Here is a 25,027-nt window from a genome sequence, read left to right on the forward strand (position 1 = left end):
CGCCTAGCGCGCGCCCGCGGGGGCGGGGGTGGCGGCGGTTGCGGAGCCGGTGGCGGCCTCGGCCTCGGGGGCGGGGGCTGCGGGGGCGGGGACTCCGCCAACGGCCGCGTCCGCCTCCGCGTGCACGTCGGGCGACTCGGCGAGCACCGCCGCGCCCACGTGGCGGTCGGCCAGCTTGAGGTCGCGGTGCGCCACCGACACGCGGTAGCCCTTGGTCTTGAGGTAGTCGCCCGTCGACTCGGCGAGCGCCACGCTGCGGTGCTGCCCGCCCGTGCACCCCACGGCGATGGCGAGCTGCTGCTTGCCCTCGGCCACGTAGCCCGGCATCACCACGTCGAGCAGGTCGTGCCAGCGGTGCCGAAACTCGATCGTCTCCTCGCGCAGCATCACGAAGTCGCGCACCGGCGCGTCGAGGCCCGTCAGGGGGCGCAGCTCGGGGTCGTAGTAGGGGTTCGGCAGGAAGCGCACGTCCATCACGAGGTCGGCGTCGAGCGGCGCGCCGTGCTTGAAGCCGAACGAGTACACCGTGACGGCGAGGCCGCGGCGCTCGCTGCCGGTGCCGAAGAGCGAGCGGATGGTGGTGCGCAGCTTCTGCGGCAGCATCTCGGTGGTGTTGATCACGTGGTCGGAGGCGTCATGCAGGTCCATGAGCAGCTGCCGCTCGCGCTGGATGCCCTGGGCGATGGTGGTGCCGTCAGTGCACAGCGGGTGCCGGCGGCGGCTCGACTTGTAGCGCGCGACGAGCTTCTCGTCGTCGGCGTCGAGGAAGAGCATGCGGTAGTCGACGCCCTCCTCGCGCAGGCGCCCCAGCTGCGCGTCGAGCGAGCCGAAGTAGCCGCCGTTGCGCGCGTCGCACACCACGGCGAGGCGCTTGCGCTCGCCTTCCCCGCCCGGGCGCTCGTTCAGCTCGATCAGGTTGCCGATGAGGCTCGCCGGCAGGTTGTCCACGCAGAAGTACCCCAGGTCCTCGAACACGTGCATGGCCTCGGTTCGCCCCGCGCCGCTCATGCCGGTGACGATCACCAGGTCGGGCATGTTCTCCAGGTCCACGTGCTCCTCAGTCATGGGCGCCTCCTTCGGTCGCGGCGCGCGCAAGCGCGTCCTCAGCGGTTCTCTTGTCCTCATTATACTGCTCGATCACGCGCACGAGCTCCTCGGCCACCTCGTCGGGCACCACGTGCGCCGCCTTGACCTCCTCGAGCGTGGCGGCCTTGAGGTTCTTGAACGACTTGAAGTGCTTCATCAGGGCCTTCTTGCGCACGGGGCCGAGGCCCGCCACGTCGTCGAGGATGGAGGCCGTCATGCCCTTGCCGCGCAGCTCGCGGTGGAACGTGATGGCGAAGCGGTGGGCCTCGTCGCGCACCTGCTTCACCAGGTACAGGCTCGCGCTGCCGCCGGGCAGGACCACGGGCCCGGTGTCCTGCCAGGGCACGAAGAGCTCCTCGTCGCGCTTGGCCAGGCCGCACAGCGCGATCCCTGTGACCCCCATCTCCTCGAACATCTTGAGCGCGGCGGTGAGCTGGGGCTTTCCGCCGTCGAGGATGATGAGGTCGGGTTTCTTGCCGAAACGCTCGTCGGCCATGCGCGCGGGCGCGTAGCGGCGGCCCATGACCTCCTGCATGGAGAGGAAGTCGTTCGCCTCGTCGAGCGGCGTCTTGATCTTGAAGCGCCGGTACTGGTTCTTGTCGGGCTTGCCGCCCGTGAACACCACCATGGAGGCCACCGTGTAGGAGCCGTGGATGGTGGAGATGTCGAAGCACTCGATGCGCATCGGCGGGCCGTCGAGCGCGAGCGCGCTCTCGAGCTGCAGGAGCGCGTCGTTGATGCGCTTGTCGTCGTAGTTCGTGCGCACCTTGTAGCGCATGAGCGTGTGCTTGGCGTTCGTCTCCGCCATGCCCACGAGCTCGGACTTCTCCCCCTTCTTCGGGGCGGTGAAGCGCACCTTCGCCCCGTGCGCCGAGCCGAGCTTGCCCGTGAGCCACTCCTCCATGGCGTCGGCGTCCTCGGGCAGCTCCCGCACGATCACCTCGTGCGGGATCGAGGTGGTGGCGTCGTAGTAGCGCAGCAGGAAGTTGTGCTGCAGGTCCTGGTCGGGCACGTCGCGCCCGCGGTTCAGGGTGAACTCGTTCGAGTTGATGATGCGCCCCTCGCGCACCATGAGCACGTGCGCGCCGGCCACCGTCTCCTCGCGGAAGAAGCCGATGACGTCGGCGTTGAGGTTGCGCGCGGACACGGCGTGCTGCTTGTCGGTGAGCGAGCCGATGGTGTCGATGCGGCTCTTGATGCGCGCCGCGCGCTCGAAGTCCAGCTCGGCGGCGGCGGCGCGCATGTCGGCGGAGAGCTCGTCGACGAACTCGCGGTGGTGCCCCGCGAGGAACCGCTCGACTCGGCGCACGTTCTCCGCGTACCCCTCGGGCGTGATCTGCCCGCAGCACGCGCCCGGCCCGAGCCCCACGTGGCAGTCGAAGCACGGGCGGATGGAGCCGTCGGGCGTGAGGAAGGTGCCGGGCGTGGCGGCCTCGCCCCTGCCTGCGAGCTTCTCCAGCTTGCGCGTGAGGTTGCGCCAGTCCGCGCAGCTCGCGGCGCAGATCGGCACCACGCGCCGCGCGATGTCGACCATCTCGCGCGCGGCGCGCGAGTCGGTGTAGGGCCCGAAGTAGCGCGTGGCGCTCTTGTGCCGCTCGCGCGTGTACTTGATGGCGGGGAACACGTCCCCCTTGGTGAGCGCGATGAAGGGGTAGGACTTGTCGTCCTTGAAGTCCGCGTTGAAGAACGGGCTGTGCTGGTTGATAAGGTTCTTCTCGAGCACGAGCGACTCGTGCTCGTTCTGCACCACGATGTACTCGAACGAGTCGATCTGGTCGACGAGCAGCGGGATCTTGGCGCGGTCGTCCTGGAAGTTCACGTACTGGCGCATGCGCGCGCGCAGCTGCTTGGCCTTGCCCACGTAGATGACCTGGCCCGACGCGTCCTTCCAGAGGTACACGCCCGGAAGCGTCGGCACCGCGTCGAGCTCCCGCTTGACGCGCGCGATCTTGGCGGCCTGGGTCTCGGGCGCGGCGGGCGCGAGGGCGGGAGCTGCGCCGGCAGACGCGGCGCCGCTAGGGCCGCTGGGCGCGGGAGCGCCAGAGCCGGCGGGCACGGAGGCGACGTTGTTCTCGAATTCTTCCATGCGGAAGAGTATAGCGGTTCTCCCGCCGCCGCCGGGCGCCTGCGCGGCATTCTACAGATCGAGCGCCTTGCGCGCAGCGGTGGTGAGCTTGGCGACGACGATAGGTTTTAAGAGTCGGCTACCCAAGCCACTTGTTCAAAACCTTGAACAGCTGGTCAAAGTCAAGGGGCTTTGCGATGTGCTCGTCCATTCCGGCATCCCTGCAGGCCTGCACGTCCCCGACAAAGGCATTCGCGGTCAAGGCGATGATCGGCACCTGCCGGGGATAGTCGCCGGGCAGGCTGCGGATGGCCCGAGTCGCCTCGCAGCCGTCCATGATCGGCATCTGGACATCCATGAACACGATGTCGTAATAGCCTGCCTCAGCCACGGTCATCCTGTCGAGAGCCTCTTTTCCGTCCTTTGCGTATTCGACCTCGAGACCTGCCGTGCCAAGGACTTCGCGCGCTATTTCCGCGCTCAGCTCATTGTCCTCCACCAGCAGCGCCCGCTTGCCGCTGAAGTCTTCCTTCTGAATCGCATTGAGCGCAGGCAGGCCTTGCAGCTGCTTCCCGTTTCCAAGAAGCTCTTTGAACAGGTAAACCATCTTCGACTTGAACAAAGGCTTGCTGAGGAACGCGTTGGCTCCGGCCGCCCTTGCCGAGACTTCGATTTCGGACCAGTCGTAAGCCGAGATGATGATGATCGGCACGTCCTCCCCGACCTGCCTGCGAATCTCCCTGGTTACCTCCACGCCGTCCATTCCCGGCATCTTCCAGTCGAGGATGACCGCGAAGTAGTCATCCTCCGCCTCGTGGCGGGTCACGACGCACTTCACCGCGTCCTCGCCGCAGAGCACGTATTCGCCCAACATGCCGAGGTCGCTCAGCATATCGCAGGTGGACTCGCAGGTCGCCAGATCGTCGTCCACCACCAGAATCGGCAGGTCGATCAGCTCGTCAGAGGAAGCAGCCTCCCCGCCTTCCTGGAGCTTCAGGAAAATCGTTATGGTGAATCTCGTCCCCTTGTCCGGCTCGCTCTTTACGTCGATCCTCCCGTTCATGAGCTGGACGATGTTCTGGGTAATCGCCATTCCCAGTCCCGTCCCCTGAACGCCCGCCATGCGGCTGTCTTCCGCCCTGGTGAAAGGCTCGAACAAGTGCTTCAGGAACTCCTCGCTCATGCCGATGCCATTGTCCTCGATGACGATCTCATAGCAGCCCAGGGCCTTCCTGCGGATCGGCTTCTCGGACAGGAGCAGCTGCACCCTTCCACCCTCGGGCGTGTATTTGATGGCGTTGCTCAGCAGGTTCAGGAATACCTGCCGGATCCGCTGGCTGTCGCCAACGACCTTCTCATGCGCAACGCCCCTGACCGAGACGTAGAACTCATGGCGCTTTGCCTCGATCTGAGGCTTCACCATCGGGATCAGATCATCCAGCAAGTCCGGCAGGCTGAACTCTTCATCCTGCAACTCGATCTTGCCGGATTCGATCTTGCTCATGTCCAGCACTTCGTTGAGCAGTCCCAGCAGGTGCTTGCTGGCGACCATGATCTTAGAAAGGCAGTCCGAGACCCGCTCCTTGTCGTCCAAATAGGTCCCGGCAATAGCGGTCATGCCGATGATGCCGTTCATGGGGGTTCGGATGTCATGGCTCATGTTGGCCAGGAAAGTGGACTTTGCGGCGCTGGCGTGATTGGCTGCCTCATAGGCGGCCAGAAGCGCCTGCTGCTGATTCTGCTGCTTCAGCTTCGCCTCGGTAATGTCTGTCGCTATGAACAGCCCGTGAATATGGTCGGTCTCCTTGTCCTGGTGCATGAAGACAGAGACCCGCATGTAGGTGTCCTCGACGGGGTTGTAGTATTCCGCCTCCGGATTTGAGATTCCCTTCTCAAACAGCTCCGCAAGCCCGGCGCAGGAGAAGCAGCCAGCCTCGTCTTCCTCTAGCAGGCGGATCTTGTTCTTCTCCAAGAACATGCTCTGAAACGTGTCGTAATCCACCGGAAGGGAAAGCCCCAGCGACGCGAGCAGGTTCTTGTTATGGGCCGTCACGATCTTCTCCCGGATCAGCCCCCCGGAAACCTCGAAGGAAAAGCTGTACTCCGAGCCCTGCACCAGCGCATCCCGGTACTGCCTCCGCTCCTGCTCCAGCGTCGCGTAAAGATGCTCGTTCACCCCCTCCGCGAGAGGCACGCTGAAGATCATCTTGAACAGCTTTCCCAGCTTCAGCAGCGCCGCCTTCTCCTCTTCCGTCCAGTCATGGGGCGTAAAGCACTGGAAGCCGACGGAGCCGTCATAGCTGCGGGTCTTCTTTCGGACGAACCCGTAGTGCATGATGCAGTCCGATATCTCATAGTCTGACAGCGAGCCCACGTTATAGGCGCAGAGAGGAGAGTCGTCGTACATATGGAGGGCCCTCTCGTAGTCCTCCTCCGTCAGCTCCAGGTACACGCCCCGGTTGTCGTACTTGGGATGGCTCACGCTGGCGTATTTATAGGTGAACGCGTAGTTCCAGTTGACCCTCTCCAAAATATAGACCACGTCAAACCCGTACTGCTCCCGCACACGATCCAGCAGCTCCTGAACATGCTCGCTGATGTCGTCCGTCTCCAACGCAATTGCCGCAAACCGGGCGATCGCATCGTCTACTCTCGTCCTCACAGGGTCTCTCCTAAACCTATGCCAACAATCAGAGTTTTTTCATGTTTTTTACATAATACATGCTTTTGTCGGCCAGCGTGATCAGTTTTTCCAGATCAGCCCGCTCCTCGAAAAAGGCGATGTCAGAAGCCGCGGCACGGTGAAGCGCATTTCGCGGCATGGTGAGGCGCATTCTCATGATGGGAAATCGCAGTGCTTCTGGCTTGCCCGGCGATCGCCTCCGTCACGGAAGCCGCGCAAGCGCTATTGCCGCGCTATTGCCGCGCCCTCCCTTTATCCGCCAGCAGGTAGGCCTTCAGGTCCCTGGGTGGCAGAGACTTCGAGAAATAGTATCCCTGGCAGCAGGTTGCGCCGAGGGAGCGGAGATACTCGTAGGTCTTCTGGTCTTCGACCCCCTCCAGGCAGCTGTGGAGGCCCAGCCTCCGGGCAGCATCCACGATCGCGCCCACGTACACCTGATTAGCCTCCCGGCTGCGTATGTCCGTGATGAAGGATTTGTCCAGCTTGACCTCGTCTACCGGGAGGTTGAGCAAGACGCCCAGGGAGGAGAAGCCGGTGCCCACATCGTCCAGGGCAACCTGAATGCCGAACCGGTGGAAGAACTCGATCTGCGACTTCAGGTATTCCTCGTCCAGTTCGCGGCAGCGCTCCGTCAGCTCCAGGCAAAGCTGCTGGGGCGGGAAGCCGGTCTCCCGCAGCGCCTCGAGCACCATGGCGTTAAACCGCTCGTCCTCCAGCTGCAGGACGGTGATGTTGACCTTGATCACGAAGCCGGGCACCACCGGCAGCATTTCCCGGGCGTCTGAGAGGGCTTTCCGAAGGATCCACCAGCCCACCTGGAAGAAGCAGGGATCGTTTTCCAGCCAAGGCACAAACTGCCCCGGGTGCACCATGCCGGTTTCTTCGCCCCGCCACCGCAGCAGAGCCTCCGCCCCCATGGCCTCTCCGGTATCCATTTGGTGAATGGGCTGATACTCCAGGCGAAAGCCCTTCCGCTCCGTCACCGCGTCCTGATAGATGGCGGCCAGCAGCTTGAAGTCTACCTGGCTCTCGCCTTGAGCCGGATCGCCGTAGAACATGAGGCGGCCATAGCCTTCATGCTCGGAACGCTCCAACACGCTGGTCAGGTTGTTCCGGACAGCGACGACGCTGCCGGCATATTGCTCGCCCACGACAAAGGCCCCGCCCGCCAGCCTCAGGGGAATGGTGATGGAGTCCATGGTGATCTCGAAGCGGGCGGCGTTCGTCAGGTCTGCGTAGAGCTTGGAAACGTCCTCCGCGTCCATTCCCGGCAGGCAAAGAACAAACCTGGTGTCTCCGATCCGGAAAGCCCGCCCCTTCTGGCCAACGACCCTCCTCAGAACTCCGGAAAACTGTCCCAGGATCTGATCGCCGGTCAAGTGGCCATACAGCAGATTGATCCTGCTGAAGGAGCAGATCTTCACCGTCAGGAACGATGCCCTCGCCTTCTCCCGCAGCAGCTTCTCCATGTGGGGAACCAGGATGCGCTCGTTGTGAAGCCCGGTGATGGGGTCGATGGTCTCCCCGATGCCGTGATTGACCAGGGTGGCGACGAACAGGTCCGGCTCGCCGCTCTTGCCTTTCAGGATTCTGCCCCGGCAGGTGCATACCACGTATTCTCCCCGCTTGTTGCGAACGCGGTACTCTATGTTGTGCTCCTTTTTCGCTCCGCTGAAAACCGCGCTGATGTCCGTCCAATAGGTGGCGCGGTCGTCCGGGTGGATATACTCCATCCAAACGGTGGCGCTGTCATAGATGAACTCGCCGGGCAGGCCGAAGTAATCCACCGCCGCCTGAGACCAGCGGGAGACGTTGGTGGACAGGTTGCCCATGGTAAGGTAGTTCCTTCCGCCTGTTGCGGCGAAGGCATCGAAGATGCGGTCGGTCAAGCCGGTGACGTTCAGCTGCTGCCCGTCCTGCGACAGGCGGGCTTTCTCCCGCCTCATGTCCGTCTTGTTCTGATACATGAGGTAGTCGGCCATCTGCAGCACGTTGCGCAACGAGGCGTATTCCTCGCCGGATACGGCGTAGCCGATGGCGACGCTCATCTGATAGGGCACCTTTTCGGACATGGCCTTGCAGTCCGCGTTGACCTGATCGATCTCCTGCTGGATCTTCGCCTCATCCGCGTTGCGGTATACGGCCAGAAACTCGTCGCCGCCCATGCGGTAGATGCTCTTCGCCCCCTGCAGATCCCGCGTCAGGATCTGGGCGATGTCACCGATGTAGTCGTCCCCCTTCAGGTGGCCGAACTCATCGTTGACCTCCTTCAAGTCGTTGATGTCGCAGAACACCATCCCGAATCGGATGTCCCGGTTCTGGACGAACGTCTCCTCCATCTGCTGGATCTCGAGCTCATAGCTGCTGCGGCTCTTCACGCCGGTGAGGGCGTCAATCAGCAGCTTCTGCCTGAACACGTCCGCCGGGTTCTCCAGGGAGAAGAAGAACGCCACCGTGACAACGGTTGCCGCGCCGCCCGTGATCAGCAGCTCGGGCACCGCGATCTGGATGCACTCCGCCGCCACCATCAGAGTAAGCATGGGAATCAAGGCCATCCGGACATGAGGCGCCAGCTTCTTGAAGTTCACGGCCAGGATCACGGCGCTGCCTGCCAAGAAGATCATGCCGAGGCCATAGCCCACGACGGCTGCCGGCCCCAGGCTGTAATTGGTCCCGTTGCCATGAAGGTACTCGATGGGCATCACTGGCAGGAGGAGCAGATAGAGCCCCACCAGGGAAAAGCCGATGATTCTCGCTGCCTTCTGAACCCGCTTCTCACGGTAGGACAGGGCGATCACATAGCAGAAGAACTCATGGGCAAACAAAATGGCGAACAGGTAAAACACCACATGGGCTATGTAGTTGACCCAGACGGGAACCTGGTCCAGGTTGTTCACCGTCAGCACGGTGATGATGTCGAACACAACATGGCCAATGGCGAAAAACAGCATTCTTATGAAGCTGCCATTGTCCTTTCCCATCTTGTAATAGCGGGCGTTGATGCCGAGGAATACCAGGAGTATCAAGCAGACGATCTCCACTCGGACGATCAGCAACGGATACAAGTGCTCACCACCAGACGTACCTATAGTTTTGCCTCAAACTCTCTTCCCGGATCAGAAGCGTTTCAAGGATACAAGAAGAACTCCTCCGTGGCAGCATTTCTCCCCGTTTTCTTGCTGCAATTCTCTTCAACGGCGCGGAGGCGTAAGCGGGCGTGGGGCGTCGCGGAGGCGTAAGCGGGCGTGGACGGCATCGCGGAGGTGCGGCGGCTCACGCGCGCTTCGCGGCCTTCGTCGCCGGACATGCCGGGCACGCTGGGCCTCTTCGCCGATTTCGCTGTCGCACCGGGCACGCCGGGCCCCTTCGCTGCTTTCGCCGTCTAGAAGCGGCCTTGGGCGCCGCTTGTGTAGCGGGCGCGCACGATGTCGTCGCGGATGATGCGAAACGCCTCGTCCTCGCCACGGTCGGCGAGCAGGTGCAGCATGTACTCGAGCAGCTGCGCCGTCTCGGGGTGCATGATGTAGCGCGCGCTGCCGGCCTCGTAGTACTCGAGCGCGCTCGCGTCGGCGTAGGCGTCGCCCTGGTACACCTTGCAGGCGGCCACGCGGTCGCAGAACATCTCCACCACGTAGCGCGTGGGCATGGGCGCGCCCACGATGCGCCCGTCGCCCTTGCCGCGCACGTCGGTCCAGTACTCGTAGTGATGGCGGTTGCGCCCCTTGTGGTGCAGCCACGCCGCGCAGAAGCCGCGCTCCTCGCGCTCGGCGGTGTTGGGGCTGCGCGTGCCCTGGTAGTAGCGCATGCCCGTGCAGAACTCGGTGGGCGTGTACTTCGAGAGGTCGTGCAGAAGGCCCTGCTTGTAGAGCCCCACGCGGAAGCAGTGGCGCATGACCTGGATCTTGTGCGCGTTGATGGTGCGCAGGTGCTGGCACGCCATGGAGAGGGTGCCGCGCGGCGGCTCATAGCGTCTCCCCAGGTGAAGGGGGAGCTCCGTCTCGTCGATGACGAAGATGTTGCGGTCGCGCAGAAGCTTCGCGGTGACGCCGTAGCCGGGGCGCAGCGTGCCGGTGAACGTGCCGTCGTACACCTGGCGGCTGCCGCACGAGGGGCTCTTCGCCTTGAGGACGGCCATGCGGCACCCTTCGCGCCGCATGAGCGCAAGCGTGGCCTCGGCGCCGCGCACGAACGCGTCGGTGACGTCGGCGCCGTCGCGCGCCGTCACCTGCCAGCGCGCGCCCGCGTGCGTGATCTCGCTCGGCTCGCGCGGCGTGGGCAGGCCGCCCGCCACCTCGGGGCAGACGGGGACCACCTCGACGTCGCCGCGGTCGAGGAGGGCCAGGGCGGCCTCGCAGGGCTTGGAGGCGCCGTCGTAGCGACAGGCCTGCCCCAGCAAACACGCGCTCACCGCCACCTTCATGCGCGGCTTCCCGCGTGATGCCGCCTTTCGCGATGCCATGTGCCGCAAACCTCCGCTCTCCGCTCGTCCGAAGCCCCTGCCGTACCGTGCCGATGGTAGCACAAAGCGGGGACGTGCGCGCCAAGCACACGCCCCCGCCCTCGTCGGCGAAGTCACCGAAGGATGCTTGCGAGCTGGAGGTTGAGCGCAGGCCGGAAGCGCTAGCGAGTCGGCGGCTTGGGCGCGGGGACCGCAGGTGCTGCGGGAGCTGCGGAGGCGTCCTTGCCGTCGAGGACGGCAAGCGCCTCGAGGTAGCGCGCGCGGCGCTTCATGTCCACCGCGGTGAGGCGGCGCTTGAGGCGCTTGGGGTCGAGGTTGTGCTCGAGGTCGGCGCGCTTCACCTTGGCGGCCACGGGGTTTTTCCGCACGCCGCGCACGTAGTCCAGGTAGTCCACGCGCTCGTCGTGCGTGAGCAGCTCGACCGCCGCGACCACGCTCTCGGGCATGCCCGCCTCGCGCAGGTCGTCGACCGTGAAGTCGGAGTCCTCGAGCACGTCGTGCAGAAGCGCCACGCACGTCTCCTCTTCGGTGTCCATGGCTTCCGCCACGTGCAGCGGATGGTTGACGTAGGGCTCCCCCGCCTTGTCGAGCTGCCCCTCGTGCGCGCGACGGGCAATCCCCGCCGCAGCCGCCGTCAATGCCGTGCTTATCATAGACCGTGCTCCTTCCCTCTTTTTCCCCTTGATGGTAACACGACAAGGTTTTCTTGGTCCATCCTCTTGAAACAAGAACATGTGTTTTATATAATTGCAGCAACGTCAACTCTGGTTGGAATAATCCTAACCTCACGGGACAGCCACCTCTTCGAAAAGCGGTGATGTCCTATGTTGCTCCTTCGTTAATAGCATTTTCATACCTCAATTATATTGAATCAGTATATTGGAGGAGCATATAATGCTATTCGTGTTCGATCCGAAGAAGAACGCCGTCAACATCGAGAAACACGGCATGAGCTTTCCTGAGGCGCAAGCGCTGTGGGAAGACGAGAACGCGATCCGCTTGCCGGCCAAGGATCGAGGCGAGCCGCGCTATCTGGTCGTCGGCATGGTCAACGGCAAGCATTGGACCGCCATCGCGACCGATCGGGGAGACGCCGTGAGGATCATATCCGTTCGCCGGTCACACGACAAGGAGGTCAGGCTTTATGAGCACCGCAAGCGTTAACGCCGCAAACCTCGAAGGGCTCTTCGACGAGGGCGCCGACGTGCTCGACTACTTCGACACCGCAGCAATCGAGCACTTGAACTGCGAGGTGAAGCGCGTCAACGTTGACTTTCCCCAATGGGTCGTCAATGAGCTCGACAAGGAGGCCGCGCGCATCGGCGTAGGCCGGCAAGCCATCATCAAGACGTGGATCGTGGAGCGCCTCGATTCCATGGGCAAGCCTGCCTAGCAAGCCGGCTTAGCAAGTCGGCCTAGCGAGCCTGCCCAACGAGCACGGCAGCACGATACGCTCAGCGGCGCAGCGCCTTGAGGTTTGCCGTCATGCGACAACCCCTTGAAGCTGTTTCGTTCTGCGAGAGCCTCTTGGACTTCGTCGCTATGCGACGGCCTCTTGGAGCTTTTGCCAGATGCGCACCATGGCGAGCGTGTCGAGCTCGCAGTAGCGCAGGAGCGCCTCTCGGGTACGAGCGGCCTCCTCGGGCACCATGTGCGTCAGGTCGGTGAACGCCGCCGACGCCTGCGCCCCGTTGCGCACGCCGTCGAGGGCATGGTAGTCGAGCTCCGGGTCGTCTGGGAAGAGCGCCGGGAGCACGGACTTGATCGAGAACGAGCCGCCCTGCGCCGCCGCGTAGTACGCGCCGTTGCGGAAGGGCACCATGAGGTCGCGCATGTTCTCGCGCATGGCGAGCAGATGCGCGGCGAGGTCAGGGAACTGGACGGCGAGGTCCTTGAGCACCATGCGCTCGAAGCTCATGTTGTAGGCCACGGTGCGCGCGTCGCGCGGGATGGCGCGCGCGAGCGCCTCGGCCACCGCGCGGCGCGGGTCGGTCCCCTCGCGCGCGAGGAACTCGCGGTGCTCGAAGGCGCCTTCCGCGTCGCTCACGACGTGCAGCGAGAACTGCGTGGGGATCTGCTGGTAGGGGCGCACGCCGTCGAAGGGCGGCACGGCGGGCTGGTACGTCTCGAAGTCGAGGAAGTACAGCGGCGGCGCGAGCTCGGCGAGGAACCTGCGCACGAACGCCACGTCGACAAGCGGGCTCTTCCCCGTGCGATGCGCCTCGATCTGGCGCTGCGGGATCGCCTTGAGGCGCAGGCCTGCGTTCGCCACGTCGTCGAACGTGAGGAGCCCCTGGTCGACGAGCTTGAACGCCTTGACGAGCCCGTAGCCGCCCAGGTCGAACACGCTCGGATGCGGCACGTAGCGCCAGCACCACCGCTGGTAGCCGCACGGGTAGGGGCTTCGGCAGTGCGGACCAATGGAGCAACGGTCACGTGCGCCGGGCTCCATGCCGAGCGACTGGGAGAGCGCGCCTGATTCCCCGGGCTCGGCGGGGTCGTCCGCCACCGCCTTGAGGTAGGCCACGCGCTCCCCCACCTGTCCCATCATGCCTCTCACCACCTCGGTGCAGTCCTCCACCGTGAAGAGCCCGTGCAGGTCGAGCTCCCCCTTGCGCACGTAGGAGCTGTTCACGTGCATGAGACTCGCGCTCTTCACCGCATACCCGCATCGGTCCAGCAGCCAGCACTGGTAGGCCATGTCGTGCAGGTAGATGTCGTGGAGGTGCGTGGAGGACTTCACCTCCACGAGGCGCACGCCGTCAGGCTCGTTGAGCAGGATGTCCACCATGCACAGGTTGCCGTCGCGCTCGAAGGTGGCTTCGCAGATCACAGGCTCGCCCGCCTCCATGAGCTCGCGCGTGAGGCGCGCCATGCCCGCGAAGTCATGCGCGTCGAAGGGGATCTCCGTGAAGCGGCCGTAGTAGCCCATGGCGAGGTCGCCCACCTCGTTTCCCGTGGCGAGCACGGCTTGGTTCAGCACCGTGTCGTCGAACTGCTCGGGCAGGTGCGCTTCCATCCAGAGCATCTTCGGGCACTGGACGCCGCGCGTGTAGCGGGACTTCGAGAGGTTCATGCGTGCTTCCTTATGACGTCTTCGAGCGCTTCGACGTCCGACGCGTCGAAGCGGTAGGTTGCCACCTGAGGCTGCGCGGGGTTGCCTCCGCTGCGGTGCTCCACGCGCACGAAGCGCGCCTCGACCTCAGAGACCCCCTCCTTGAGCAGGGCGTACGCGTAGCACTGAGCCTGCAGCTCGTGCTTCGCGCGCACGAACGCGTCCGTCTCGGCGGGCGAGCCGCCCGTCTTGTAGTCGACGACGAGCGCGCACCCCGTGCCGTCGAGGGCGAGCGCGTCGAGGGCGCCCTCGAGGTAGAGCGGCGGCGCGCCTGCGGGCCCGACGTCCACCATGAACGGGACCTCGGCGGCGATCTGCGCAAAGCTGCCGAGCTCACGCGCCACGTCGCTCGCCGCCCAGAGGTCGAGCGCCTCGTCGAGGCGCCTCGCCTGGTCAGGGGTGAGGCCCGCGCGCTGCGCCTGCGCGCGCACGGCCTCGCGCGCAGGCTTCTCGAGCGCGCGCGGCGCCGGGCGGACCGCCGCCTCGAGCACCATGCGCTGCGCGAGGCGGTGGAACGCCGTGCCGAGGGCCGTGGCGTCGTCGTCCTCCACGACGCGCGCGGCGACATCTTGCGCGGCGGCGGCGCCAGCGGCGGGCGCGGCGGCGGGCGCCGCCCCGAGCTGCGCGGCGCGGCCGAGCAGCTCCCAGGGCAGCGGGTCGTGCTCGAGCGAGGAGTAGGAGCGCACGTCCTCGCGCCCGAACGCATGGGGCGCGGCAGAGGGCATCCGCAGCGCCGGGCGTGCGGGCACGCGGAAGGCCGCAGGCTTCGCATCCTCTTCACCAGCGGGAGCGCCGTCGCCGGCAGAAGCGTCCGCCCCGCCGCCGGCAACGCCCTCGCTCGCAGAGGTACTTTCGCTCGCAACAGCGCCCTCGCTCGCAGGGACGTCCTCGCTCGCCGGCGCGCCTTCCCCGCCAGGAGCCGCCCCTTCGCCAGACGCGGTGAGGTACTCGAGCGTCACGCGGGCGGGCGCGCTCCCCCCGTAGTCGACCATGCTGACCGACTTCTCGGACTCGACGTCCCACCCGAGCGCCGCGTGCAGATCGCCGTAGATGCCCGCCTTCTCGTAGCCGTCCTGAGGCTTCGACCTGAACACGCCGCTCAAGAGCAGCGAGCGGCTCGCGCGCGTGAGCGCCACGTAGAGCAGCCGCTGCGCCTCGGCGAGCGACTGGGAGCGCGCGTAGGCGGAGAGCGCGCTGAAGAGCTCCCCGGGCGTGCGCGCCGCCGCGGCGTCCTCGCAGAGCGCGTCCTCGCGCTCGAAGCCGCGCAGCTTCGTGATGACCTTCTCGCACTCCCCCGCGGCCGGCGCGCTCGCGGCGACGTAGGTGCGCTCCCCGACGTTCTCCACCACGAGCGACTCGCGCGACGCCACGCCCGACCCCAGGTCGGCGACGGCCACGTGCGGGAACTCGAGGCCCTTCGAGGCGTGCACCGTCATGATGCGCACGAAGTCGGACTCCACCGTGGCGAGCGCGCCGGGCGCCTCCTTCGCGCAGCGCAGGTGGTCGGCGTACGCGAGGCAGACCGACGATGCGCCCGAGCACGCGCCCTCGAAGCCGCGCACCAGGCTGAGCGCCTTGGCGAGGTTCCCCGCCGCGGCCAGGCCGGGCGCGCCCGCGTCCTCCAAGCGGTCGAGCAGGCCCGTCTCCGCGAAGAGACGGCGCAGCGCCTCGGTGGCGCCCCCCTTGCGCGCCCGCGCCGCGAACCGCCCCAAATGCGCGCGCGCCATCGCGAGCGCCTGCTCGTCACCAGACGCAAGGCCCGAAACCGCTCCCTCGCGCGCGTCGGCGAAGCCGCGCGAGAGGGAGCGCGGGCGCACCTCCCCCGCCTCGTCGCGCGCGGTGGCGAGCGCGAGCAGCACGTCGTCGGCGAGGGCGAACAGCGGCGAGGTGAGCACGGAGAACAGCGCCGGCTCGTCGTCCCCGTTGACCGCGACGCGCAACAGGCTGGCGACGAGCTGGGCCTCCTGCGAGGACGCGAACACCGACCCGCCCGCGATCACGCTCTCGAGCCCGACGCGGCGCAGCTCGCGCGCGTACACGCCCGCGTTTCCCATGCCGCCGAGCAGAAGCGCCATGTCGCCTGCGCGCGCGCCGCGCGCGCGCAGGCAGGCGAAGTGCTGCGCCACGTGGCGCGCGGCCGCGACGACCGCCTCGGCCTTCGAGACGCCCCGCGCCTTCGACGTCGAACCCTTGTAGTGCACGAAGTCGAAGCTGATGCGCGGATGGTCGGCGAAGACGGGGTCGGCCGCGGCGTTCACCGCCCCGCGCGGCTCGAGGTGCAGAAACTCGCGCCCGAACACGCGCTGCTGCGCGAACACCGCGTCGACGAGCTTGAGCACGTCGGCGTGGCTGCGGAAGTTGTCCGGCAGCGACACGAACCGCGCGTCCGCGCTCTTTTGGCGCAGGCTGTCGCGGTACGCGAAGAACACGTTCACGTCAGCCCCGCGGAAGCGGTAGATGCTCTGCTGGGCGTCGCCGACCGTGCACACGTTCGCGAGCCCCGGCGCGGCGAGCGCGCTGATGAGGAAGACCTGGAGCTTGTCGGTGTCCTGGAACTCGTCGACCATGATGAGCTTGAACTGGCGGCGGTAGCGCTCCGCGAGCGCCGGGCGCGTGGCGAGCGCGCGGGCGCACTGCGCGAGCAGGTCGGCGTTGTCGAGCCGCGACGGCCCCTTGAGCCGGGAGAACTCGTCGGAGATCAGGCGGGCGAAGCTCACGAGGGCGCGCGCGGTGCGATACGCGCAGCACGCCTCGGCCTCCTCGCTCAGGCGCGCGTACTCGCTGCGGTAGCTCGCGAAGAAGCCGGCGTCATCCTTCTTCGCGTGGAACTGGGCCGACGTGGGCGGGAAGGCGTAGAGGGCGCGGCGGAACGCCTCCGCGTCGAAGGCAGGGTCGTCAAACGCCGCAGGCGGCGCGTCCGAGAGCCACGCTTGGGCGCCCTCGAGGGCGCGCTCGAGCGCCTCGAGCATCTGCGCCTCGGTCTTCGTCGGCTTCGCCCACGCCGCGGCAGTCGCGCGGAAGTCCTGCCCGAGCTCGTAGAGGGCGCGCATGAGGTCAGCCGGGCGCGCCTGCGGCTTCGCCAGGGCGATGCCGTCGAACCCCTCGGGCATGGCCTCCACGCGGCTCAGCACGCGCAGCGCCTGGCTCGTGACGCTTGAGCCGCGGCCCTCGTCGGAAAGCGGCAGGCCGCTTGCAAGGAGGTCGCGCACGAGCGGGTCGGACGACTCCCGCGCGCGGCGCACCACCGCGTCGACCGCCTGCGTGCGCAGAAGCTCGGCGTCGGCTTCGGGTAGAACCTCGAACGCCGGGTCGAGCCCGAGCTCGAGCGCGTGCTCGCGCAGGATGCGCGCGGCCATGCCGTGGATGGTCGAGATCCACGCGCCGTCCACGGCGAGCGCCTGGTCGCGCAGGCCCTCGCTCACGAGCAGCGCCTTGATGCGCCCCTTGAGCTCGCTCGCCGCCTTCTTGGTGAACGTGATGGCGAGCACCTGGTCGATTGAGTCGAGGCAGGGCGCCTCTCCCTGCGCTGGCGCGAGCGCGTTCACGACGCGCTGCGTGAGGGTGAAGGTCTTCCCCGAGCCGGCGCCCGCGGCCACCAGAAGCGGCGCGTCGAGCGTGGTCACGATCTCGCGCTGCCCGGGCGTGCAGCGATCAAGGTTCACGAGAGCCTCCTCTCACAGGATGCGACGGGACAGTGCGCGCACGCCTCCTTGGAGGCGGGGTCAGCCGCGATGCGCCCCTCCATGAGCGCGCGCACGTGCGGGGCGATCTTCTCCTCCACCAGGTCGAGGAAGCGGGCGAAGTTCATGTGCACGCGCGAGGAGTCCTTCCCGAACTCCCCCAAGTCGCCCGCGGCCTCGTCGAACGACCCCGCCGCGAACGCGCCGTCCGACCTCGCGCGGTAGCCGAGGTAGAGCGCGCCCGCGCACGCGAGGCCGTCGAAGCGCCCGCGCAGCGCCTGGGCGTAGACGAGCGCCTGCACCTTGCGCGGAAGCGCGAAGGCCTCCGGGTCGGCGTCGTCGGGAAAGCCCGCCGCGTGCCTCTCCGACGAGCCCTTGTAGTCGAGCACGAGGTAGCGCCCCGCCGCCGCGTCGACGTCGACGCGGTCAACCCGGCCGTTCAGGCGCGCGCCCGCGTAGTCAACGCCCTGGTCAGGCTTGATCTCAAGCTCATGGGCGCAAACCGCGTAGGTCGGCGCGAAGCGCGCCTGCCGGCGCACGCTCTCGCGCAGGACCTCGCGCAGGCGCTCGACCGCAAGCGCCTCGGCCTCGGCGCGAGCGACGAGGCGCGAGGAGGTCGCGGGGTCTTGCGTGCGCTGCGCGGCGGCCTGCGAAGCGAACACCTCGTCGAACAAGATGCTCGCCTCCTGCCAGCCCGCGGCGTCGGTCGGCACGCGCGCGCAGCCGCATGCGGCGAGCTCATCGTAGAACGCGGCGAGGACCGCGTGCGCGAACGAGCCCGTCTCGAGCGCGCCGAACCCCTCGTCGAGCTCGTTCAGGCGGATGCGGCGCGTGACGAACCACTGGTACGGGCAGCCCAGGTACGCCTCGATGGCCGAGGGCGAGAGCACGGGCAGGCGACGCGCGCCCTCCGCGACCGAGGGCAGGTGATCGGCCATGTCGAGCGTCTCGAGCACGCCGCGGCGCGCGGGAGCGAGCTCGACTGCGCCTTCGGGCGCGGCGAACGAGCGCCCCATGCCGCGTACGAGCGCGTCCTCGCCGAAGCGGTGCGCGGCGCGCGCGAGGAAGCCCTGGAGCAGGGCGTTGCCCTCCTCGGTCGGCTCGCCGTCGCTCCCGCGGGCGGCGGCGAGCGCCTCGACGTACTCGTCGAACGCGAAAGCGGGGTACGTCTCCTCCTGCGCCTCGTTGCGCAGCGGCATCACGCAGGTGAAGCGCCTGCGCGCCGCCGAGGCGGCCGCCGCAAAAGCGCGGCGCTGCCCATCGAGCGGATCGGGAGGGGTCGGCAGGCCGAGCTTGCGGGCGAGCGCGTCGAGCGCGTCTGCGCCCGGCGCGGCGGGAAAGCTCGCGTCCGTCACGTCGGCGAGGATGACCGCGTCGGCGCTTCTCGGCGCGAGCGAGCCCGGTGTCGGCAGGCCCGTGAAGAGGACGGTCGCGGACTGCGGGGGCGCAGTTTGGGCGATCCGCAGAGGCGCATCCTGCCGCCCATCGCGCGCCTGCTGCCTGCCCTCGCCCTTTGGCGCGGCAAACGCGAGCGTCGAGAGAGGCACGCTCAGCGTGGGGGCCACGTCGCGCACCACGTCAGAGAACGCGTCCCCCGCAGCGAGGTCGCGCGCCGTCTCGAGCAGGCCGCGCAAGGCCGACAGCGCGCCGCGCTCCTCGGGGCGGGCAAGCGGCGAGCTTCCCTCCGTCTCCTTCGCGCACGCCTCGACGGCGTCGAGCGCACGGCAGGCCTCCTCGAAGCCGCCACGCGCGAGCGTCTCGAAATGCGCGAAGGAGGGCGAGGCATCACGCAGGCGCTCCCGCGCGTCGGCGCAGGTGAGCAGGCGGTCTCTGCGCAGCTCCGCGTTGAGCCGCTGCGCCTCGAAGGCGCGCATGCCCGAGAACGCCCCGTAGGCGAAGTCGGTGGCTGCCGCGATCCAGCGCGCGTCGTCCTCGACCAGCGCGCACGCGCTCGCCCAGGCGCGCCCGAGCGCCGTGGCGCCGAACGGGACGCGGCACGTGAGGCCGCATGCGATCCCCGCCTCCGCCAGATGCGGCGCGAGCGCACGGTAGAGGTCGCGCGGGTCAGGCGCGCACACCACCACGTCGAGCGCGCGAGGTGCCGTGGCAGCTGCCCCCACGAGGCGCATGATCTCGTCGAGCACGGCCGCGGGCGTGACCGTGGCGCCGGCGGGGATGAGCAGCCCGGGCTCAACCCCCTCGTCAGGCGCGGGGACGGCGAACGCCGCATGCTCCTCTCGCACCCATCCCAGCGTCGTGAGCAGCTGCCCCACGGCAGGAGCCATGTCAAGCCCGGGCGCGCACGTGATGTGATGCGCCGCGTCGGCCGCGCCCAGCTCGTCGGCCGCGCCCAGCGCACCAGCCGCGCCCGACTCGCCATCCGCACCCAGCCCGTCGGCCAGTACGTCGCCCAGCACGCGCGCCGCCCGCCCCGCCTCTACGAGCCCGCGCGCGTCGAGCGCCGCCTGGTACGCGCGCACGAGGTCGAGCACGGCGCGCTCGTGCGGCGTGACGTCCTCGCTCGGGAACGTGCCGCAAAGCGCCTGGTCGAGCTCGCGCGTTCCCGCATAGCGCCCGACGAACCGCGCGAGCAGGCGCGCGGTGCCCAGCGTGCGCGCGAACGCGCCCTGCCGGGCAAGCACGGCGCGCACCGCCACGAGCCGCTCCTGCGCGCTCACGATGCGCCGCGCATCGCCCCAGACCTCCCACAAATCCGCGACGAACGCCTCGGGCGTGGTGAAGGTGGCGCCCAGGGAGCACGCGTCGCTCGCGCGAGCGCATGCCTTGCGCGCCGCCAAGGCGGCGTCAAAGCTGGGATGCAGGTAAACCCGCGTGCGAAGCTCCACCACGAAACCCTCCTCGTTCAACGATCACGCCTAGCCATTATAGTGGTTCGCCGAGACGCGCCGCCCGAAACGCACCGCCGTCCACCAGCCAGCCCGCGCCGACGGCGACCCGCCAGCCAACCCGCGTCCAGCAGCCCGCGCCGACGGCAACCCGCCCGCGCCGCGCCGCTCGGGACGCGCCGCCGCGGCCGCGCCCGGCGCGCGCTCAGTACGCCCCTCTGATCTCCTGGCGCATGCGGCGGACGCCCGTCCTCGCCTCGTGCAGCTGCCGCTTGTAGCGCCAGCTGCCGTCCTCCACCGCCTGGCCGAGCAGGTCGACGGCCATGCGGTACCACGAGAGCGCCACGTCGAAGCCATGCGCGCAGCCGCGGCCGAGCTCGTGGCAGCGCGCCAGGCGCAGCGCCGCCGCACCCGCCTGCGCGCGCGCCGAGGCGCCCTTGTGAGCAGCCGCGTCGAACGCGCGGCGGTAGAACCGGTAGGCGCGCGGCAGGTCAACCGCGCAGCCGCGGCCCTCGACCAGCAGGTCCCCGAGGGCGCAGCACGCCTCGGCGTGCCCGCGCAGCGCCGCCTGCATGAGCCACGCGAACGCCCGCTCCTCCGGCGCGGCGCAGGCCGCGTGGCGGGCGCGCTGCTCGAGCAGCCCCTTCCAACGCGCGGCGTCGCGCAGGTCGCCCAGGTACAGCAGGCCGAGCTTCGCGCACGCCTCCACGTTGCCGCGCTGCGCCGCGTGCAGGTACAGGATCTCCGCCGCGCGGAAGCACTCGGTGCGCAGGACCTCAGCCTCGGCGCCCTCGCACCCGCGCGCCTCGCCGCAGTAGCGTTCGGCCAGCTCAAGCGCACGCCAGCCGCCGCGGTCAGAGTCGCAGGGATACACGCCCACGTACGCGCGCCCCAGATACGCGCCCGTCCGCTCGTCAAAGGCGGGCTCGGTCACCCAGATGCGCGGGAGGCGCTCGGACGCCTCGGCGCCCTTGCGGTCCACCTCGAACACCGGCGTGCTCGCGCGGCGGGCGCGCCACGCCCTCGTGCGCAAGGCGCGCGGCGTGAAGCTCGTCTGCGCGCCGCCGTTGGCGCGTCGCGCGCTCGGCGAGCCGAACACCGCCGCCGAGAGGCGCTCGGCGGCGCTCAGGTGGCTCGCGCGGCGGACGCGGTAGGGCTGCACCGCATAGGGCGCCAGCGTGCAGGCAGCAGCGCTAGTCATCGAGATACACCCCCATCTCCACGCGCGTCCAGCTCTCCACCTGGCTCGCGCCCTCGAACACGCCGAACACGTGCTTCCCGCCGTCCATCAGGCGCGCCACCACCTCGTTGCACTCGCACGAGACGTACCCGATGCGGTTGCGCGCGCCGTCGAGCACGCGCACCGCCCACTCGTCGTAGAGGTTGTCGCGGTCGCGCTCGAAGGCGAGGCGCGAGCCCGCCTGCAAGCCGCCCACCAGGTCCCTCACGCCCGCCACGTGACGCGTTCCTGCCACCGTCGTGCCTTTGACCAGGCATAAGGCGCGCGAGGTGCGCGCAGGTGCGAGAGTAGTGACCATGGTTGCTTCCTTTCCGCTGCGTTTCTGACGAAGGACATGATATGATGAGAGCATGGCTTATGTGTACCACCTGAGGTACATGCAAGGCAGAAGTTGAGAAAGGTCGCGCCATGCCGAGAAAACCGTCCACGAGAAGCACCGCGCCTGCGCCGTCGCAAGGCGCCACGCGCGTCCCGCCGCAAGGCGCGCCTGCGCCCGCGGCGCACGCCGCCGCGCCCACGCCTCCGCGCCCCGCCGAACCGCAGAAGCTCAAGCTGCTCCACCTCGCGCGCATGTTCTTCCGGGAAACCGACGAGGACCACGGGCTCACCATGCCGCAGATCCTCGAGTACCTGCAGGAGCACGGCATCACCGCCGAGCGCAAGGCGATCTACCGCGACGTCGACGCGCTGCGCTCCTTCGGCTTCGACATCGTGACCCTGCCGCGCCGGCCCGTCGAGTACGCGCTGGCCACGCGCCGCTTCTCGAAGGCCGAGCTTCTGCTCGTGGCCGACGCCGTGCAGTCGTCCCGCTTCCTCACGAAGACGCAGGCGGCCTCGCTCATGCGCTCCATCAAGGCGCTCGCCTCGAAATACGACGCCAAGGCGCTCTCCTCCCAGGTGCATGTCGAAGGGCGCGTCAGGACGCAGAACGCGAGCGTCTTCCGCAACGTCGACGTGATCCAGGAGGCGCTGCGCGCCCGCCGCAAGATCTCCTTCCACTACGTCAAGCACGACGTGCACGCGAAGGAGCAGCTGCAGCACGGCGGCGACGCGTACGTCGAGACGCCCGTCGCGCTCATCTACAGCAACGACTTCTACTACCTGGTGGTTTACAACGAGAAGCACGCCGGTTTCGCGCACTACCGCGTCGACCGCATGCGCTCGCTCATCTGCCTCGACGAGCGCGCCACGAGCAACGAGGCCACGCGCGCCTTCAACGCGGGCGAGTACCTGAGCTGCGCGTTCGGCATGTACCACGGCAAGCGCCAGCCGATGACGCTGCTCGTGCACGAGCGGGCCGTAAGCGGCGTCATCGACCGCTTCGGCAAGGGCGTCACCATCACGCCCGCCCGCGACGCAGGCGAAGGCGCGGACGGCGGCGCATGGGCGCGCGTGAGCGCGCCGGTCATGCAGAGCCCGGCGCTGTTCGGGTGGCTCGCGCAGTTCGGGGGCCTCGTGCGCGTGGAGGGGCCGCGCGAGCTGGCCGAAGCCTACGCGGCGCACCTCGAGGAGGCTCTCGCGGCGTACCACGGCCCCGCGCAGGCTGAGCCGGCCTCAAGCGCCGATCCCGAGCGCGAAGCCCCACGACCGACATCGCCCACCGACCCGAGCCGCAACCCTGCGCAACCCGAACTAGCCTCAAACGCCGATCCCAGCTGCTAGCCCTCCTTCTCGAACGCCCTGATCTCGGCGAGGAAGTCCTCGCCGTAGCGCTTGAGCTTGGCAAGGCCCACGCCCGACACCTCGAGGAACTCCTCGTCGGTCGCGGGGCGCTTGGCGCACATGTCGCGCAGGGCGGCGTCGGAGAACACCACGTAGGGCGGCTTGCCCATGGCGTCGGCCAGGCTCTTGCGCAGCGCGCGCAGACGCTCGAAGAGCTCGTCGTCGCCGAAGGACCCCGCGCCGAAGACGCGCCCGGCGCCCGAGCCGACGTGCGCCGACCTCTCGCGCGCGCGGCGCCTGCGGTCGGCGGGCCGCAGCGCCTTCTTCATGGTGAGCGAGAAGTCGTCGCGCGCGGCCTCGCGCCCGCGCGGCCCCAGCCCCACCGTGGGGTAGGTGCCCTCCGTGATGACGAGGTACTCGCCCGCGGCCAGAAGCTCGATGACCTCCTTGACGAGCGCCGCCGAGGCGTCGAGCGCGCCGTACGTGCGCGCGCCGTCGAGGCCCAGGCTGCGGATGCGCTCGGTGTCCGCGCCGCGCAGCACGTCGACCACCATGCCCTTGCCGAAGCGCCCGCGCAGCTCGTGCACGCAGCGCATGACGGCGCGCGCCTCGAGCGTGACGTCGACGGCCTCGAAGTCGCCGTCGCAGTTCGAGCAGTTGCCGCAGAAATGTTGTGCGGCAGCCGGCGACCCGGCGGCCTGCCCGCCCGCCGCCAGCTCACCCGCCGGTTCGCCACCAGCAACCGCCACGCCCGCCGCCAGCCTACCCGCCGGTTCGCCACCCGTTGCCGCCGCATCCGCGCGCGCCTCCCCTTCGCCACCCGCCTCGGCGGGCTCCTTCTCCCCGAAGTAGCGCAGGATGTACTCGCGCAGGCAGGAGGTGGTGTAGCAGTAGCCCACCATGGCCTCGAGCATGCGGCGCCGCGTGGCGCGCACGGCCTCGGCCTCCTCGGGCGTGAGCTCGTCGTTTCCCGACTCCTGGTCGATGAAGAAGCGGCACGTGGACACGTCGCCGTCGCTCCAGAGCAGAAGGCAGCGAGCGGGCTCGCCGTCGCGGCCGGCGCGGCCGGCCTCCTGGTAGTACGCCTCGATGGAGCCGGGCATGTTGTGGTGGATGACGTAGCGCACGTTCGACTTGTCGATGCCCATGCCGAACGCGTTGGTGGCCACCATCACGGCCGCGTCGTCGGTGATGAACGCGCGCTGGTTGGCCTCGCGCTCGGCGGCGGGAAGGCCCGCGTGGTAGCGCACGGCCGCCACGCCCGCCTCCACGAGCGCGTCGCACACGCGCTCGGTGTCCTTGCGCGTGGAGCAGTACACGATGCCCGCGTCGGCCGGGTTCGCCAGCGCGTGCGCCGCGATGCGCGCGAGCTTGCGCTTGGGCTCGAGCCGCTCCACGCCGAAGAAGAGGTTCGGGCGGTCGAACCCCGTGACCAAGACGAGCGGGTCGCGCAGGCCGAGCAGGCGCACGATGTCGGCGCGCACGCGGCCGGTCGCGGTGGCGGTGAGCGCCGCCACGGCGGGGCGGACGGGCAGGCTCTCGATGAACGCGCCGATGGCCAGGTACGACGGGCGGAAGTCCTGCCCCCACTGGGACACGCAGTGCGCCTCGTCAACCGCCAGAAGCGGGATGGCGGCGCTCACGGCGAACGCGCGGAAGCGCGGGTCGGACAGCCGCTCGGGCGCCACGTACATGACGTCGTAGGCGCCCTCGAGCGCGCGGCGCATGACGGTGGACTGCTGCGCGGGCGTGAGCGTGGAGTTGAGGTACGCGCCGCGCACCCCCGCGTCGAGCAGCGAGCGCACCTGGTCGCCCATGAGCGACACGAGCGGGCTGATGACGAGCGTGACGCCCTCCATCACCACCCCCGGCACCTGGTAGCACACCGACTTGCCCGCGCCCGTGGGCATCACGCCGAGCACGTCGCGCCCCGCGAGCACCGCCTCCACGAGCGCGCGCTGCCCCGCCCGGAACTCCGCGTAGCCGAAATGGTCCCGCAGCGCCCGCTCAGCCGCCCGCATGTCAGGTGCGCCAACGCACGTGGCAATCACACTTTCGCACATGTCAGAAATGCCGCCGCGCACGCTGGCCGTACCTCCGCAAGCGCCGGCCGCTTTCTCGCACGCACCAGCTGCACCTTCGCTCAGGCTTGCTGCGTCTTTGCACACGCTGACCATGGTTCCGCGCAGGC

17 protein-coding genes are annotated in these 25,027 nt (G+C 68.3%); 4 read left to right on the forward strand and 13 right to left on the reverse strand.

From position 1 onward, the window contains the following. Positions 1–3 precede the first annotated feature (3 nt). The 5 genes from rapZ to G7Y49_RS00900 all read right to left on the reverse strand — a co-directional run bounded on the left by rapZ (position 4) and on the right by G7Y49_RS00900 (position 8,875). On the reverse strand, positions 4–1,065 hold the full coding sequence (gene rapZ / locus G7Y49_RS00880) for an RNase adapter RapZ (RefSeq protein ID WP_165170307.1): 1,062 nt from the start codon (positions 1,063–1,065) through the stop codon (positions 4–6). Next, on the reverse strand, positions 1,058–3,172 hold the full coding sequence (gene uvrC / locus G7Y49_RS00885) for an excinuclease ABC subunit UvrC (RefSeq protein WP_165170309.1): 2,115 nt from the start codon (positions 3,170–3,172) through the stop codon (positions 1,058–1,060). The genes rapZ and uvrC overlap by 8 nt, the downstream gene beginning before the upstream one ends. Before the next feature lie 118 nt (positions 3,173–3,290). Beyond that, positions 3,291–5,813, reverse strand: coding sequence for a hybrid sensor histidine kinase/response regulator (locus G7Y49_RS00890; RefSeq protein ID WP_165170311.1), 2,523 nt, complete (start codon positions 5,811–5,813; stop codon positions 3,291–3,293). A 28-nt stretch (positions 5,814–5,841) separates the two neighbouring features. Further along, positions 5,842–5,985, reverse strand: coding sequence for a hypothetical protein (locus G7Y49_RS00895; protein ID WP_206214496.1), 144 nt, complete (start codon positions 5,983–5,985; stop codon positions 5,842–5,844). A gap of 82 nt (positions 5,986–6,067) precedes the next feature. Further along, positions 6,068–8,875 carry an EAL domain-containing protein gene (locus G7Y49_RS00900; protein WP_206214497.1) on the reverse strand — a complete coding sequence of 936 codons (2,808 nt, stop codon included), beginning with the start codon at positions 8,873–8,875 and terminating at the stop codon, positions 6,068–6,070. Between the two features lie 204 nt (positions 8,876–9,079). On the opposite strand from G7Y49_RS00900, the gene G7Y49_RS00905 reads away from it, so the two are divergent. Then, a complete protein-coding gene (locus G7Y49_RS00905) occupies positions 9,080–9,220 on the forward strand; it encodes a hypothetical protein (protein WP_165170317.1) in 141 nt (46 codons plus the stop codon). Here G7Y49_RS00905 and G7Y49_RS00910 read toward each other — a convergent pair. Together G7Y49_RS00910 and G7Y49_RS00915 are read right to left on the reverse strand one after the other, a co-directional pair. After that, positions 9,217–10,293, reverse strand: coding sequence for a DUF5662 family protein (locus G7Y49_RS00910; protein ID WP_165170319.1), 1,077 nt, complete (start codon positions 10,291–10,293; stop codon positions 9,217–9,219). The genes G7Y49_RS00905 and G7Y49_RS00910 overlap by 4 nt on opposite strands. Positions 10,294–10,454: 161 nt before the next feature. Continuing rightward, a complete protein-coding gene (locus G7Y49_RS00915) occupies positions 10,455–10,946 on the reverse strand; it encodes an HD domain-containing protein (protein WP_165170321.1) in 492 nt (163 codons plus the stop codon). A 241-nt stretch (positions 10,947–11,187) separates the two neighbouring features. Between G7Y49_RS00915 and G7Y49_RS00920 the strand changes: the two genes are divergently transcribed. Together G7Y49_RS00920 and brnA are read left to right on the forward strand one after the other, a co-directional pair. Then, the gene (locus G7Y49_RS00920; RefSeq protein ID WP_165170323.1) at positions 11,188–11,457 is read left to right on the forward strand and encodes a BrnT family toxin; all 270 of its coding nucleotides are present in this window, start codon (positions 11,188–11,190) and stop codon (positions 11,455–11,457) included. Beyond that, positions 11,438–11,686 (forward strand): type II toxin-antitoxin system BrnA family antitoxin, encoded by a 249-nt coding sequence (gene brnA / locus G7Y49_RS00925; RefSeq protein ID WP_165170325.1) that lies wholly within the window; start codon positions 11,438–11,440, stop codon positions 11,684–11,686. The genes G7Y49_RS00920 and brnA overlap by 20 nt, the downstream gene beginning before the upstream one ends. A gap of 147 nt (positions 11,687–11,833) precedes the next feature. Here the strand turns inward: brnA and G7Y49_RS00930 are convergent, their stop codons facing one another. The 5 genes from G7Y49_RS00930 to G7Y49_RS00950 all read right to left on the reverse strand — a co-directional run bounded on the left by G7Y49_RS00930 (position 11,834) and on the right by G7Y49_RS00950 (position 21,472). Further along, positions 11,834–13,369 (reverse strand): DUF2779 domain-containing protein, encoded by a 1,536-nt coding sequence (locus G7Y49_RS00930; RefSeq protein ID WP_165170327.1) that lies wholly within the window; start codon positions 13,367–13,369, stop codon positions 11,834–11,836. Then, entirely contained in the window at positions 13,366–17,070 is a 3,705-nt protein-coding gene (locus G7Y49_RS00935; RefSeq protein ID WP_165170329.1) for a UvrD-helicase domain-containing protein, read from the reverse strand. The genes G7Y49_RS00930 and G7Y49_RS00935 overlap by 4 nt, the downstream gene beginning before the upstream one ends. Next, a complete protein-coding gene (locus G7Y49_RS00940) occupies positions 17,067–19,937 on the reverse strand; it encodes a PD-(D/E)XK nuclease family protein (protein ID WP_165170331.1) in 2,871 nt (956 codons plus the stop codon). Before G7Y49_RS00940 ends, G7Y49_RS00935 begins: the two co-directional genes overlap by 4 nt. A 202-nt stretch (positions 19,938–20,139) precedes the next feature. Next, on the reverse strand, positions 20,140–21,135 hold the full coding sequence (locus G7Y49_RS00945) for a tetratricopeptide repeat protein (RefSeq protein WP_165170333.1): 996 nt from the start codon (positions 21,133–21,135) through the stop codon (positions 20,140–20,142). Continuing rightward, positions 21,128–21,472, reverse strand: a complete 345-nt coding sequence (locus G7Y49_RS00950) for an HIRAN domain-containing protein (protein WP_165170336.1) — start codon at positions 21,470–21,472, stop codon at positions 21,128–21,130. The genes G7Y49_RS00945 and G7Y49_RS00950 overlap by 8 nt, the downstream gene beginning before the upstream one ends. A 110-nt stretch (positions 21,473–21,582) precedes the next feature. On the opposite strand from G7Y49_RS00950, the gene G7Y49_RS00955 reads away from it, so the two are divergent. Beyond that, complete coding sequence (locus G7Y49_RS00955) at positions 21,583–22,836, forward strand: YafY family protein (protein ID WP_165170338.1); 1,254 nt, start codon at positions 21,583–21,585, stop codon at positions 22,834–22,836. Here the strand turns inward: G7Y49_RS00955 and G7Y49_RS00960 are convergent. Continuing rightward, positions 22,833–24,899 (reverse strand): ATP-dependent DNA helicase RecQ, encoded by a 2,067-nt coding sequence (locus G7Y49_RS00960; protein ID WP_241157213.1) that lies wholly within the window; start codon positions 24,897–24,899, stop codon positions 22,833–22,835. The genes G7Y49_RS00955 and G7Y49_RS00960 overlap by 4 nt on opposite strands. Positions 24,900–25,027 lie beyond the last annotated feature (128 nt).

The sequence above is a fragment of the Adlercreutzia sp. ZJ242 genome, assembly GCF_011038995.1.
GTDB lineage: Bacteria > Actinomycetota > Coriobacteriia > Coriobacteriales > Eggerthellaceae > CAAEEV01.

Excerpts from the sequence above, each read along its gene's own strand:
- rapZ (WP_165170307.1), bottom strand. The coding sequence starts at position 1,065 with ATGACTGAGGAGCACGTGGACCTGGAGAACATGCCCGACCTGGTGATC.
- uvrC (WP_165170309.1), bottom strand. The coding sequence starts at position 3,172 with ATGGAAGAATTCGAGAACAACGTCGCCTCCGTGCCCGCCGGCTCTGGC.
- G7Y49_RS00895 (WP_206214496.1), bottom strand. The coding sequence starts at position 5,985 with ATGCGCCTCACCATGCCGCGAAATGCGCTTCACCGTGCCGCGGCTTCT.
- G7Y49_RS00910 (WP_165170319.1), bottom strand. The coding sequence starts at position 10,293 with ATGGCATCGCGAAAGGCGGCATCACGCGGGAAGCCGCGCATGAAGGTG.
- G7Y49_RS00915 (WP_165170321.1), bottom strand. The coding sequence starts at position 10,946 with ATGATAAGCACGGCATTGACGGCGGCTGCGGCGGGGATTGCCCGTCGC.
- G7Y49_RS00920 (WP_165170323.1), top strand. The coding sequence starts at position 11,188 with ATGCTATTCGTGTTCGATCCGAAGAAGAACGCCGTCAACATCGAGAAA.
- brnA (WP_165170325.1), top strand. The coding sequence starts at position 11,438 with ATGAGCACCGCAAGCGTTAACGCCGCAAACCTCGAAGGGCTCTTCGAC.
- G7Y49_RS00930 (WP_165170327.1), bottom strand. The coding sequence starts at position 13,369 with ATGAACCTCTCGAAGTCCCGCTACACGCGCGGCGTCCAGTGCCCGAAG.
- G7Y49_RS00945 (WP_165170333.1), bottom strand. The coding sequence starts at position 21,135 with ATGACTAGCGCTGCTGCCTGCACGCTGGCGCCCTATGCGGTGCAGCCC.
- G7Y49_RS00950 (WP_165170336.1), bottom strand. The coding sequence starts at position 21,472 with ATGGTCACTACTCTCGCACCTGCGCGCACCTCGCGCGCCTTATGCCTG.
- G7Y49_RS00955 (WP_165170338.1), top strand. The coding sequence starts at position 21,583 with ATGCCGAGAAAACCGTCCACGAGAAGCACCGCGCCTGCGCCGTCGCAA.
- G7Y49_RS00960 (WP_241157213.1), bottom strand. The coding sequence starts at position 24,899 with ATGTGCGAAAGTGTGATTGCCACGTGCGTTGGCGCACCTGACATGCGG.